Source organism: Lysobacter sp. 22409 (genome assembly GCF_052045105.1).
Classification (GTDB): domain Bacteria; phylum Pseudomonadota; class Gammaproteobacteria; order Xanthomonadales; family Xanthomonadaceae; genus Lysobacter; species Lysobacter antibioticus_B.
Genome location: NZ_JBQEOE010000074.1, coordinates 1 through 11,866 on the forward strand (window position 1 = coordinate 1; position 11,866 = coordinate 11,866).

General features: G+C 67.7%; 11 protein-coding genes. 3 read left to right on the top strand and 8 right to left on the bottom strand.

Going from position 1 to position 11,866, the window contains the following annotated elements:
* Nucleotides 1-154 precede the first annotated feature (154 nt).
* From eda to zwf, 5 genes are all read right to left on the bottom strand, one after another.
* On the bottom strand, nucleotides 155-802 hold the full coding sequence (gene eda, locus ACTJJK_RS22320) for a bifunctional 4-hydroxy-2-oxoglutarate aldolase/2-dehydro-3-deoxy-phosphogluconate aldolase (RefSeq protein WP_305067570.1): 648 nt from the start codon (nucleotides 800-802) through the stop codon (nucleotides 155-157).
* 31 nt (nucleotides 803-833) lie between these two features.
* Entirely contained in the window at nucleotides 834-1,514 is a 681-nt protein-coding gene (locus tag ACTJJK_RS22325; protein ID WP_031374111.1) for an HAD family hydrolase, read from the bottom strand.
* A 40-nt stretch (nucleotides 1,515-1,554) separates the two neighbouring features.
* Complete coding sequence (gene edd / locus ACTJJK_RS22330; RefSeq protein ID WP_223618834.1) at nucleotides 1,555-3,375, bottom strand: phosphogluconate dehydratase; 1,821 nt, start codon at nucleotides 3,373-3,375, stop codon at nucleotides 1,555-1,557.
* Nucleotides 3,376-3,745: 370 nt separating this feature from the next.
* Complete coding sequence (gene pgl / locus ACTJJK_RS22335; RefSeq protein WP_440731282.1) at nucleotides 3,746-4,501, bottom strand: 6-phosphogluconolactonase; 756 nt, start codon at nucleotides 4,499-4,501, stop codon at nucleotides 3,746-3,748.
* Nucleotides 4,485-6,002 carry a glucose-6-phosphate dehydrogenase gene (gene zwf, locus ACTJJK_RS22340; protein WP_223618836.1) on the bottom strand — a complete coding sequence of 506 codons (1,518 nt, stop codon included), beginning with the start codon at nucleotides 6,000-6,002 and terminating at the stop codon, nucleotides 4,485-4,487. The genes pgl and zwf overlap by 17 nt, the downstream gene beginning before the upstream one ends.
* Nucleotides 6,003-6,151: 149 nt before the next feature.
* On the opposite strand from zwf, the gene ACTJJK_RS22345 reads away from it, so the two are divergent.
* The 3 genes from ACTJJK_RS22345 to nagA are packed head-to-tail and all read left to right on the top strand — an operon-like array spanning nucleotide 6,152 to nucleotide 9,092.
* On the top strand, nucleotides 6,152-6,904 hold the full coding sequence (locus tag ACTJJK_RS22345; RefSeq protein ID WP_031374115.1) for a GntR family transcriptional regulator: 753 nt from the start codon (nucleotides 6,152-6,154) through the stop codon (nucleotides 6,902-6,904).
* 35 nt (nucleotides 6,905-6,939) lie between these two features.
* Nucleotides 6,940-7,950 carry an SIS domain-containing protein gene (locus ACTJJK_RS22350; protein WP_031374116.1) on the top strand — a complete coding sequence of 337 codons (1,011 nt, stop codon included), beginning with the start codon at nucleotides 6,940-6,942 and terminating at the stop codon, nucleotides 7,948-7,950.
* A gap of 8 nt (nucleotides 7,951-7,958) precedes the next feature.
* Nucleotides 7,959-9,092 (top strand): N-acetylglucosamine-6-phosphate deacetylase, encoded by a 1,134-nt coding sequence (gene nagA / locus ACTJJK_RS22355; RefSeq protein ID WP_031374117.1) that lies wholly within the window; start codon nucleotides 7,959-7,961, stop codon nucleotides 9,090-9,092.
* 82 nt (nucleotides 9,093-9,174) lie between these two features.
* Here the strand turns inward: nagA and ACTJJK_RS22360 are convergent, their stop codons facing one another.
* The 3 genes from ACTJJK_RS22360 to ACTJJK_RS22370 all read right to left on the bottom strand — a co-directional run bounded on the left by ACTJJK_RS22360 (nucleotide 9,175) and on the right by ACTJJK_RS22370 (nucleotide 11,076).
* The gene (locus tag ACTJJK_RS22360; protein WP_051885424.1) at nucleotides 9,175-10,065 is read right to left on the bottom strand and encodes a DMT family transporter; all 891 of its coding nucleotides are present in this window, start codon (nucleotides 10,063-10,065) and stop codon (nucleotides 9,175-9,177) included.
* A complete protein-coding gene (locus tag ACTJJK_RS22365; protein ID WP_031374119.1) occupies nucleotides 10,062-10,673 on the bottom strand; it encodes a class I SAM-dependent methyltransferase in 612 nt (203 codons plus the stop codon). The genes ACTJJK_RS22360 and ACTJJK_RS22365 overlap by 4 nt, the downstream gene beginning before the upstream one ends.
* Before the next feature lie 154 nt (nucleotides 10,674-10,827).
* Entirely contained in the window at nucleotides 10,828-11,076 is a 249-nt protein-coding gene (locus ACTJJK_RS22370; RefSeq protein WP_031374120.1) for a hypothetical protein, read from the bottom strand.
* Nucleotides 11,077-11,866: the final 790 nt, after the last annotated feature.

Consider the following 11,866-nt stretch of genomic DNA (forward strand, 5'->3'; position numbering starts at 1 on the left):
TCCGATAAGACGTCCCTGTCTTATCGGAAAACGCCGCACGTCCTGTGCGGCGCCCTCCGGGTCTCCAGGTGTTCTCGCGAGTTCGGCACTACGCCAAGCTCTGTAGCAACGGCAACGGCAACGGCAACGGCAACAAAACACTATCGCCGGGCGATCAGCCGCGTAATGCCACAGCCTCGCGCGCCAGCGCCTCCACCTTGCCCCAATCGCCGGCCTTCACCGCCGCCGCGGGCGCCACCCACGAACCGCCTACGCAGGGCACGTTCTTCAACGCCAGGTACTCGTGCGCATTGTGCACGCCGATGCCGCCGGTCGCGCAGAACCGCAGTTCCGGCAGCGGGCCGCCGATGGCTTTCAACGCCGTGGCGCCGCCGATCGATTCGGCCGGGAAGAACTTGAGCTGGGTGTAGCCGTGCTCGAACAAGGCCATCGCTTCCGACGCGGTCGCCACGCCCGGCAGCCACGGCAGGTCGATGTCGCGCGCGGCGGCGATCAGGCCCGGCGCGCTGCCCGGCGACACCGCAAAGGTCGCGCCGGCCTTGAGCGCATCGCTGAAGTCGGACGGCTTGCGCACGCTGCCGACACCGACCGCGGCGCCTTCGACTTCGGCGGCGATCGCGCGTACCGCGTCGAGCGCCACCGCGGTGCGCAGGGTCACTTCGATCGCCGGCAAACCACCGGCGACCAGCGCGCGCGCCAACGGCACGGCGTCCTTCAGGTCGTCGATCACCAACACCGGCACCACCGGCGCAAGCGCCAACACGGCGGCGACGCGCGCTTGCAGATCCTGCATCGAACTCATTGCCTCACTCCTGTCGTTCGGCGCGTCGCGCTCAAGCGCGCGCAGCCACTTCGTCGATATGCCTGAGCAGGTCGGCCGGGTCTTCGTAAACACGGAAGGCGCCGGCGCGCTCGAGTTCTTCCTGACCGTAGCCGCCCGAGAGCAGGCCCACGCCGAGCGAACGCGCGCGACGCGCGGCGAGCAGATCCCAGATGCTGTCGCCGACCACGATCGAATGTTCGATGTCGGCGCCGAGTTTGTCGGCGGCGGCCAGGAACAGATCGGGATCGGGCTTGGCGTGCTTGACCATGTCGCGGGTGATCACCGGGGTGATGTCGGGATCGACACCGAGTGCGACCAGATTATGGCGCGCGGTCTCCATGCGGCCGCTGGTGGCGATCGCCCAGGGAATCCGGTTCTCGGTCAGATAGGCGAGCAACTCGACCGCACCCGGCAGCGGACGGATCTGGGTCGCTTGCCGGCCATAGGCCTCGGCATGCAGACGGTGCAGACGCTCGATGCGTTCGGGGGTGATGTCGATGCCGGTCTCGCGCAGCAGGATGTTGGTGAACAAACCACCGCTCATGCCGATCTTGCGATGGATGCGCCACACCGACAGCGGAATGCCGTCGGCGTCGAGCGCCTGTTTCCAGGCGAGCACGTGCTGGTAAACGCTGTCGACCAGGGTGCCGTCGAGGTCGAACAAGAAGGTGGTGCGTGCGGGAGCGGGCATGAGGGTCCGAAGGTTGGGAATCAGGGATTCGGGTGGACGATCACAGCGGCAGCGCGCCGAACACGCCGGCGCCCCGGTCGGCGGGTGCGGCGTAGTCGCGGAACGCGGCGAACAGCTCGCGGCCAAGGCCGACGTGGTGCGAGGACAGGTCGACGATCGCGTTCTCGCGCTCGCTCCAGTCCACCGGCGCCAGCACACTGAGGGTTCCGGCGATCGCATCGACACGCAGCACGTCGCCGTCGCGCAGCTTCGCCAGCGGGCCGCCGCAAGCGGCTTCGGGGGTGACGTGGATCGCCGCCGGCACTTGGCCGGAGGCGCCCGACATGCGGCCGTCGGTGACCAGAGCGACGCGATGGCCGCGCTTTTGCAGCACGCTCAAGGTCGGGGTGAGCTGGTGCAATTCCGGCATGCCGTTGGCGCGCGGGCCCTGGAAACGTACGACCACGATCACGTCGCGGTCGAGTTCGCCCTGCTCGAAGGCCTGCTTGACCTGATGCTGCTCGGTGAACACGCGGCACGGCGCTTCGACCGTCCAGCGGTCTTCCGGCACCGCCGAGACCTTGATCGCGGCGGTGCCGAGATTGCCGTCGAGCACGCGCAAGCCGCCGTCGACTCGGAACGGTTCGCTGACGGGACGCAACACCGCGGTGTCGGCGCTGGTCGGCGCCGACGGCACGTGCATGACGTGGCCGGCCTCGTCGAGACGCGCCTCGATGCGGTAACGCGCCAGGCCCGGGCCGGCGACGGTTTCGACATCGCCGTGCAGCAGACCGTGGTCGAGCAGTTCGCCGATCAGATAGGCCAGGCCGCCGGCCGCGTGGAAGTGATTCACGTCGGCGCTGCCGTTCGGATAGACCCGCGCCAGCAGCGGGATCGCCGAAGACAATGCGTCGAAATCTTCCAGCCGCAGTTCGATGCCGGCCGCCGCCGCCATCGCGATCAAGTGCAGCAGGTGATTGGTCGAGCCGCCAGTGGCGTGCAGGCCGATCACGCCGTTGACGATCGCGCGTTCGTCGACGATGCGGCCGATCGGCCGGTAGTCGTCGCCGAGCGCGGTGATCTGCGCGGCGCGCTGCGCGGCCTGCGCGGTCAGCGCATCGCGCAACGGCGTGTTGGGATGGACGAAGCTCGAACCCGGCAGGTGCAGGCCCATGAGTTCCATCAGCATCTGGTTGGAATTGGCGGTGCCGTAGAAGGTGCAGGTGCCCGGGCCGTGGTAGCTGCGCGCCTCGGCTTCGAGCAATTCCTCGCGCGAGGCGTCGCCGGTGGCGTAACGCTGGCGCACTCGCGATTTTTCGTCGTTCGGCAGGCCCGAGGTCATCGGCCCGGCCGGCACGAAGATGCCCGGCAGGTGACCGAAGTGCAACGCGCCGATCAGCAGCCCGGGCACGATCTTGTCGCACACGCCCAGGTACAGGGCGGCGTCGAACATGTCGTGCGAGAGCGCGATCGCGGTCGACATGGCGATGACGTCGCGCGAGAACAGCGACAGCTCCATGCCTTCGCGGCCCTGGGTGACGCCGTCGCACATCGCCGGCACACCGCCGGCGACCTGCGCGGTCGCACCGGCCTCGCGCGCGGCAGCCTTGAGCAGATCGGGAAACCGCTCCAACGGCTGATGGGCCGACAGCATGTCGTTGAACGAGGTGACGATGCCCAGGTTGGGCGCATGGCCCGAGCGCAGCGCGCTCTTGTCGCCGGGCGCGCAGGCGGCGAAACCGTGGGCGAGATTGCCGCAGGACAGACGTCGGCGTTGCGGGCCGCTGCTCAAGGCCGCATCGATGCGGGCGAGATAGGCATTGCGGCGCGCGCGGCTGCGTTCCTGGATGCGGTGCGTGACTTGCGCGACAACGGGATGCATTGGGGTATTCACGGGTACTCGATTCGTTCGGGGCGCCTGCGATGGCGCCGGCCAGTGCCCCCCTTCGAAAAAGGGGGGTTAGGGGGATTGGCTCTACCTACACCTTCCGGAGAAGCCGAGGCAAAAGCAAATCCCCCCGCGCCCGCCAAGCGGACGCAGCCCCCTTTCGAGAAGGGGGCGACAGCAAAGGCCTGAGCTTGGGAGGGGAGGGAGCCTGGGCCTGGCTGTCTGCGGAGTCCAAGAGTGCTGCGGACTCCAAGGGTGGAGCGAGAGAGACGGAACGTGGGACGTAAATCGGGAATCGGGAATCGGGAATCGGGAATCGGGAATCGGGAAATCAAATGCCGGAAGCAAACGGCGCGCAACTGGATCAGGGGCTCCAGTACAAGGTCGGCACGACCGGCGCGCCGCTGAGCACCGAACGAATCGGCAACGTGCTGCGCGGATCGCGCTGGGCGCCGTCGAGCACTGCGCGTTTTTTCTCGCCTTCGATGTGCAGGTACAAGGCCGGCGAGGTGAAGATCGCGCTGAGAGTCAACGTCATGCGCGGTTCCGGCATCGCCGCGGTGCGGATCGACATCACCGGTGCGCGGCCGCGCGGCTGCAGGCCGATTTCGCGCAAGGCCGGATTGTCGTAACCCAGGTCGGGGAACAACGAGGCCACGTGGCCGTCGTCGCCCATGCCGAGCACGGCGACGTCGAGCGGCAGACCTTCGTTGGCGATCTTGGTCAGCACCGGCATCAGCGCCGCTTCCGGGGTTTCGGTCGGGCGGTACAGCGGCAACAGGCGCGCGACGGCAGCGTTGTGCTGCAACAGGAATTCGCGCAGCAGGCGTTCGTTCGAACGCGGGTGCTCCGGCGGCAGCCAGCGCTCGTCGATCGGCAGCACGGTCACCCGCGCCCAGTCCAGGGTCTGGGTCGACAAGGCCTGGAAGAAGCGCTTCGGCGTATTGCCGCCGGACAACGCGATGCAGGCTTCGCCGTGGCGCGCGAGCGCGCCGCGCAGATCCGCCGCGACCTGTTTCGCCAAGGCTTGCGCGAGCTGCTCGCCGTCGTCGAACAGACGCTCGTGCAACGGCAGGGGCAAGGGTTCGATCACTTTCAGTCGCTCAGCCTGCATCTTCATGCCAGGTCCTCCCATCGCGTTCGATCAAGGCCACTGCGGCGCTCGGGCCCCAGCTGCCGGCGGTATACGGGCGCGGCGCGTCGGCGCTGGCGGCCCAGGCGGCGCGGATCGGGTCGATCCACTTCCAGGCCGCGTCGACTTCGTCGCGACGCATGAACAGCATCGGGTTGCCGCGCACCACGTCCATCAGCAGACGCTCGTAGGCATCGGCCTGACGCCCGCCGAACGCCGCGGCGAAACTCATGTCCAGCGGCACGTGGCGCAGGCGCAGGCCGCCGGGGCCGGGCACCTTGTTCATCAGCCACAGCTTCACGCCTTCGTCGGGCTGCAGGCGCAGCACCAGCTTGTTCGGCGCCAGCCGGCTGGAGGGGTCTTGTTCGGTGAGGTCTTCGAAGATCGAGTGCGGCACCTGGCGGAAGGTCACCACGATCTCGGACGAACGCTCGGCCAGGCGCTTGCCGGTGCGCAGGTAAAACGGCACGCCGGCCCAGCGCCAATTCTTCACTTCGGCCTTGATCGCCACGAAGGTTTCGGTGAGCGACTGCGCGCCGAGCTCCTGCGCATAGCCCGGCACCGCGCGGCCGTCGACCGCGCCGGCCTTGTACTGGCCGCGCACGGTGGATTGCGCGGCGTTGCCGTTCTCGATCGGGCGCAAGGCGCGCAGCACTTTCAGTTTCTCGTCGCGGATCGCGTCGGCGGCCAGCGACGACGGCGGCTCCATCGCGACCAGGCACAGCAGCTGCAGCAGATGGTTCTGGACCATGTCGCGCAGCGCGCCGGACTTGTCGTAGTACGGCGCGCGCGATTCCACGCCGACGGTTTCGGCGACGGTGATCTGCACGTGGTCGATGTGTTCGGCCTTCCACAGCGGCTCGAACAAGGCGTTGCCGAAGCGCAACGCGGTCAGGTTCTGCACCGTTTCCTTACCGAGGTAATGGTCGATGCGGAAAATCTGGGTTTCGGCGAACACGCGGCCGAGTGCGTCGTTGATCGCGTCGGCGCTGGCGCCGTCCTTGCCGAGCGGCTTCTCGACCACGACGCGGGTCTTGGGCCCGACCAGGCCGTGCGAGTGCAGCCGGTCGCCGACCACGCCGAACAGATCCGGGCCGACCGCGAGGTAGAACACGCGGACGCGTTCTTCGTCGGGGAACTCGGCGGCGAACTCGGGCCAGGCGGCGTCGGAGCTGAGGTCGAGGCGGCGGTAGTACAGCAGCGCCAGGAAGCCGTCGAGGGCGTCGCCGTCGCGCGCCTGCTCGCCGGCGAAATTCTGCAGCGCTTCGCGGATCTTGCCGCGGTAGTCCTCGTCGCTGCGCTCGTCGCGGGCGATCGCCACGATGCGGGTGCCGGCGACGATCTGGCCGTCGACATAGCGGTGGAACAAGGCGGGCAGAAGCTTGCGCAGGGCCAGGTCGCCGGTGCCGCCGAAAATCACCAGATCGAACGGGGCCAGCGGCGCCAGATGCGGGGCGTGGGAGGGGGTCGGCACGGAGTAGACACTCATGGGCGGGCTCGGACAGGTCTCGTTAGGAACCATACCAGTAAAGATACCAGTAAGATACCACTTCGACAAATTATCCATTTTTCAATCATTTACGCAGGCGAATCAGACACTTGTTGCTGCCAGTGGTCTGCGACTGGTATCTTTTTGCCATGCAGCCCTACTTGGTCAGCGAATTCCGCCGCCAGAGCGACGCCCGACGCGCGCCGGCTTATCAGCACCTGCGCCGGTCCTTGCAGCACGCGATCGAGAACGGCGAACTAACCGCCGGCCAGGCCCTGCCCGGCGAACGCGAGCTCGGCAAGCTGCTCGACCTGTCGCGGGTGACCGTGCGCAAGGCCATCGCCGGGTTGGTGGCCGATGGGCTGCTGGTGCAGCGCCAGGGTGCCGGCACCTTCGTCGCCGAGCGCATCGTCAAATCGTTCTCGCGCCTGACCAGCTTCACCGACGACCTGCGCGCGCGCGGGCTCGACCCGCGCTCGACCTTTCTCGAACGCGGCCTCGGCGAGGTCACCCCGGAAGAAGCGATGGCGCTGAACCTGTCGCCGGGCGCTGCGGTGATCCGCTATTACCGTCTGCGCACCGCTGACGGCGTGGCGCTCGCGCTCGAACGCACGGTGGTGCCGGCCTCGGTGATCGCCCATCCCGACTTCGTCGAGAACTCGCTCTACGAAGCCTTCGCGAAGCTCGGCATCCAACCGGCCCGCGCCCTGCAGCGCCTGCGCGCGATCGCGTTCGACGCCGAACAGGCACGCTTGATGAATCTGCCCGAAGGCGCCCCCGGCTTGTTCATCGAGCGCCGCACCTTCCTCGACGACGGCCGCGTCGTCGAGTTCACCCGATCCTTCTATCGCGGCGACGCTTACGACTTCGTCGCCGAACTGCAGAGCGAACCCACGCCGTGACCACAGACACCCTGCTCGACGCCACCAGTACGCGCATGTACGCCGAGGCGCAGGAAGCCGGCGATGCCGTCGCCCGCCAATTCGCCGCCAACGCCGACATCGTCGACGACCTAGCCGAACGCCTGCACAAACACCCGCCGCGCTTCATCGTCACCTGCGCGCGCGGCAGCTCCGATCACGCCGCTACCTACGGCAAATACTTGTTCGAGACCCAGCTCGGCCTGGTCACCGCCTCGGCCTCGCCCTCGGTCGGTTCGGTGTATGCGATCCAGCCCAAGCTCGACGGCGCCCTGTTCGTGACCGTGTCGCAATCGGGCAAGAGCCCGGACCTGGTGCGCAACGCCGAGATCGCCAAGGCCGCCGGCGCCCATGTCGTCGCCCTGGTAAACGTTACCGACTCGCCGCTGGCGCAGATCGCCGACACCGTGCTCGGCCTGCACGCCGGCCCGGAAACCAGCGTCGCGGCGACCAAGAGTTATCTGTGCTCGCTGGCCGCGCTGCTGCAGCTGACCGCGCGCTGGAGCAACGACGCCGCCCTGTTCAACGCCGTGCACGCCCTGCCCGATGCGCTGGGCGAGGCCTGGCGCCAGGATTGGTCGCCGCTGGTCGACGGCCTGGTCGATGCGCACAACCTGTTCGTGGTAGGCCGCGGCCTCGGCCTCGGCGCGGCCCAGGAAGCTGCGCTCAAGTTCAAGGAAACCTGCGGCCTGCACGCCGAGGCCTTCAGCAGCGCGGAAGTGCGGCACGGCCCGATGGCGATCGTCGGCCCCGGCTTCCCGGTGCTCGCCTTCGCCCAGGACGACGGCACCGGCGACGGCACCGTTGCAGTCGCCCGCGAGTTCCGCTCGCGCGGCGCGCCGGTGTGGCTGGCCGCGCCGGGCGTGCCGGGCGGCGACGTATTGCCGACTGCGCGCTCGGTGCATCCGGCCTTGACCCCGCTGCTGACCGTGGCGAGCTTCTACAAGGCGGTCAACGCCTTGTCGGTGGCGCGCGGGCACAACCCGGACCTGCCGCCGCATCTCAACAAAGTCACCGAAACGGTCTGAGGCCCAACATGTCCGCCACCGCGTTCGTCAACGGCCGCGTGCTCAGCGAGCGCGGTTTCGAGTCCGACCTCAGCGTCATCGTCGAGGAAGGCCACATCGTCGCGGTGGTGCCCGGCCCGGCGCCGAGCGGGGCGCAAACGGTGGACCTGCACGGCCAGTACCTGGTGCCGGGCTTCATCGACACCCAAGTCAACGGCGGCGGCGACGTCCTGCTCAACGACACGCCCACGATCGACGGCATCCGCCGCATCGCCGAGGCCCATCGCCAGTACGGCACCACCGGCCTGCTGCCGACCCTGATCAGCGACGACGTCGAGGTGATGGTCGCGGCGATCGACGCCGTGCGCGAGGCGATCCAGCAGGGCGTGCCAGGCATCCTCGGCATCCATCTGGAAGGCCCCTACCTCGCCGCGGCGCGCAAGGGCGTGCACAACCCGGACAAATTCCACACCCCGGACGAGGCCGAACTCGACCGGATCGCCTCGCTCGGCGTCGGCAAGACCATGCTCACGCTCGCGCCCGAGCGCTTCGCCAACGCCACCTTGCAGGCGTTGGCCGCTCGCGGCGTGCTGGTCTGCGCCGGCCACACCGCCGCCGACTACGAACGCCTGCGCGATGCTTTCGCCCACGGCGTGCGCGGCGTGACCCATCTGTTCAACGCGATGACCCCGCTCGGCAGCCGCGAACCCGGCGGCGTCGGCGCCTGCATCGAAGACCCGCACAGTTGGTGCGGCGTGATCGTCGACGGCGAACACGTCCACGACGCCTCGCTGCGCATCGCCATCGCCGCCAAGCCGCGCGGCAAGATCATGCTGGTGACCGACGCGATGCCGCCGGTCGGCGGCGCGCAGGAAGATTTCGTCCTCTACGGCGAAACCATGACCTGCCGCGACGGCAAGTGCACCACCGCCGCCGGCACCCTCGCCGGCTCGGCGCTGGACATGGCCAGCGCGGTGCGCAACACCGTGCAGCGCCTGGGCCTGCCGCTCGTCGAAGCCTGCCGCATGGCCTCGACTTATCCTGCCGAATTCCTCGGCCTGGGCCACGAGCTGGGACGCATCGCCCCGGGATATCGCGCCGATTTGGTCGTGTTGGACGACGGCTTGCGAGTGACGGGCAGTTGGATCGGCGGGTTGGCGTAATCCCTGCGCGCCGGCGTCGCTGGCACCGAACGCGGGCCGCAGCGCCGCGGTCTGTCGGCCATGCATTCGACAACGCCGCTCTTCAATCGCGTTGCTCGATCGGATCGGCGCGCGATGGCTCGGCGAGCGGGCTGCGCGTCGTCGCCAGGAACGAGCCCAGCAGCACCAGCACGAAGCCTGCGCACATGCCGTAAGTGAGCGGCTCGTGCAGCAAGGTCACGCCCAACAGCAAGGCCACCAGCGGATTGACGTAGGTGATGACGGTGGCCCGCGCCGGCCCCGCTTCGGCGATCAGTGCGAAGAACAGCAGGAACGCCAGCGCGGTGCAGACCACGCCCAGTATCGCCACGGCCCCGGCCGCCTCCACCGTGATCTGCGACGGCCATGCGCTGAGCACGAAGGGCACGTAGGCCGTCGCCGCCAGCGCCAGCGAAGCGGCGATGACGCCTAACGGCGGCACATCGGACAAGTAGCGGCTGATGATGATCGGGCCGAGCGCATAACCGAGCGCGGTCGCCAAGGCGGCGGCCATCGCCCAACCGTTGGACACGTCGATGTCCAGGCCGACCAAGGCACCCACGCCGGCCAAGCCGACGCAAAGGCCCAACAGTCGGCGGCCGTCCAGCTTCTCGTGTCCGCTCAGGGCCATCAGGCCGGCGGTCATCACCGGCACCGTAGCGATCAACAAACCAGCGGTGGAACTGTTGATGCGGGTCTCGGCATAGCCCAGCAACCACCACGGGATGCTGATCTCGACCACGGTGAATGCGAGCAACGGCCGCCAGTGAGACAACAGCGGCCGCAGCGCGCCACGTGCCGCCGCGATCGGCAGCAACAGCATCGCGCCGATCAGCGTGCGCCCGAACGCGACCGACACCGGCGAGATGTCGGCGACGGCGACCCGGATCAGCAGATAGGGCACGCCCCAGATCACGCCCAAGGCGAGGAACAGCCACCAGGCGCGCCGGTTCATCGCGTCCTCCGGGCGAGCACGTTGCGCCAGGGGGCTTCCCTGCCGTCGAAGCGCGACGCCCAGTCGACCTCGAAACCCGCAGCTCGCAGACGTTCGTCCAGCCCCGCATCCGACCACAGCACCACTCGGTAATCGCCCGAGTCCCCGTGCTCCCAGAACTCGCCCTCGCCGAGCGGGTACGACAGCAGCAAGACTCCCTCCGGGGCCAGGGCCTGGGCCAGCTTGCGCAACACGCCGTCCACGTCGCCACGTTCGAAATGCTGCAGCACGCACAACATCAGGATGCCCGCATAGCGGCCTTCGATCTCGTCGACGAGCAGATCGAACACCGCCGCCCGCCGACCGCGTTGGGCCTGTAATTCGCAGAAGGCCCGGGTCACGTCGGTGCGATGGACCGGCACGGCGAGGGTCTCGAGGAAATCCGCATCCCAACCGGGGCCCGACCCGATCTCGAGCACGCCATCGCCGGACGGCAGCGCATCGGCGAGCCGCCGCAGCGCCTCGGCCCCGGCGACCGACGGTTGCGGCGATACCGAGGCCGCATAGTCGCGCGCGCATTTTTCGTACGCGGCGACGGTACGGCGGTTGTTGGACTGCGACGATGTCATCGGAATGTCCTCTTGCAGGGTGCACTGTCGTCGACACGCCATATAAGCATAGGAGCGGGCGCGATTGATGCGGTCGCTACGGAAAGCCGGATTCGGCGCAAGACCGAAGCGGCGCGATCGCGGCTCGCGCCGCTCCTACCCTGAGCACGGAGAATCAGCCGTTACCCGAAGGCTCGTGCAATGCCAACTCCGACTCCAATACATCCGCCAGCCATCCGCTGCGGCCATCATCGGCGATGCATTCCACTACATAGGCTTGCCTCTGACCCGGCTGTACCGCGTGGACCAGTACGATAGCCCCGATGTCGCCAACCGCCGGCGGACGCTGATGTTCGCTGCCTTCGGACCAACGCTCGGAAGGTATGGGGAGAATCAGACGGACGAGGTCGTATTCCTTCAGCATCGTTCACTCACGTTCGTTGGAAAACCATGCGACGGTGTGTTTCGGCGGCGGCCGGACGATGACCGAGCCGTGCATTAGATCCACCGGCACGCCAGTGGCACCGGTGTAAGTCTCTTGCGGCGGACACAGGCTTACGTCGGCTTGCCGGCCGGGCCGCACCGACATAAGCCCATGTGGGGTCAAGGGAGTACCGTCCGCCAAGCATGCCACGGATGGACCGTATACCCGAGCTGCAGGCCGCCCTACGAGATAGTCAATCGCGCGTGGCAACAATAGCGATAACCGGTTTGCGCGATGACGGCATTACCTGAAGCGGCTGGACGGAACACGCGCGTCGAACTCCGTCGGCGACTGCGCAATTGCATCAGCCTGGCGCCAGCAGAGCGACGCGCGCTCGAAAGGCAGATCAAGAACCGTGGATTGATCGTCATCGACAACATCGCCCCGATCGAATCGAGAGCCTGCGCCACATTCTTGAAGCCTTAGGCGCGGATGTAGAAATACGGCTCGAAACCTGAAACATCTGACCGAGTTTCAGGCTGGTTTCCGAACTCGCAAAGGGCGGGCACGGCTCGGTCGCCCTATGCGCGGCCGCGAGGACTTGCAAGAGCAACGCAAGTCGCGACAGGAGGCCGTTGCCGTTGCCGTTGCCGTTGCCGTTGCCGTTGCCGTTGCCGAGATTTTGATCTGCTTTGCCGCTGTACCGGTTAAGTGGAGACCCGGAGGGCGGCGCACAGGACGTGCGCCCGGCTGTTAAATGGAATGCCGCGATAAGACAGGGACGTCTTAT

What these genes read in the sequence shown, in the direction of transcription:
- eda (WP_305067570.1), bottom strand. Translation starts at nt 802, where the DNA reads ATGAGTTCGATGCAGGATCTGCAAGCGCGCGTCGCCGCCGTGTTGGCG.
- ACTJJK_RS22325 (WP_031374111.1), bottom strand. Translation starts at nt 1,514, where the DNA reads ATGCCCGCTCCCGCACGCACCACCTTCTTGTTCGACCTCGACGGCACC.
- edd (WP_223618834.1), bottom strand. Translation starts at nt 3,375, where the DNA reads ATGCATCCCGTTGTCGCGCAAGTCACGCACCGCATCCAGGAACGCAGC.
- pgl (WP_440731282.1), bottom strand. Translation starts at nt 4,501, where the DNA reads ATGAAGATGCAGGCTGAGCGACTGAAAGTGATCGAACCCTTGCCCCTG.
- zwf (WP_223618836.1), bottom strand. Translation starts at nt 6,002, where the DNA reads ATGAGTGTCTACTCCGTGCCGACCCCCTCCCACGCCCCGCATCTGGCG.
- ACTJJK_RS22345 (WP_031374115.1), top strand. Translation starts at nt 6,152, where the DNA reads ATGCAGCCCTACTTGGTCAGCGAATTCCGCCGCCAGAGCGACGCCCGA.
- ACTJJK_RS22350 (WP_031374116.1), top strand. Translation starts at nt 6,940, where the DNA reads ATGTACGCCGAGGCGCAGGAAGCCGGCGATGCCGTCGCCCGCCAATTC.
- nagA (WP_031374117.1), top strand. Translation starts at nt 7,959, where the DNA reads ATGTCCGCCACCGCGTTCGTCAACGGCCGCGTGCTCAGCGAGCGCGGT.
- ACTJJK_RS22360 (WP_051885424.1), bottom strand. Translation starts at nt 10,065, where the DNA reads ATGAACCGGCGCGCCTGGTGGCTGTTCCTCGCCTTGGGCGTGATCTGG.
- ACTJJK_RS22365 (WP_031374119.1), bottom strand. Translation starts at nt 10,673, where the DNA reads ATGACATCGTCGCAGTCCAACAACCGCCGTACCGTCGCCGCGTACGAA.
- ACTJJK_RS22370 (WP_031374120.1), bottom strand. Translation starts at nt 11,076, where the DNA reads ATGCTGAAGGAATACGACCTCGTCCGTCTGATTCTCCCCATACCTTCC.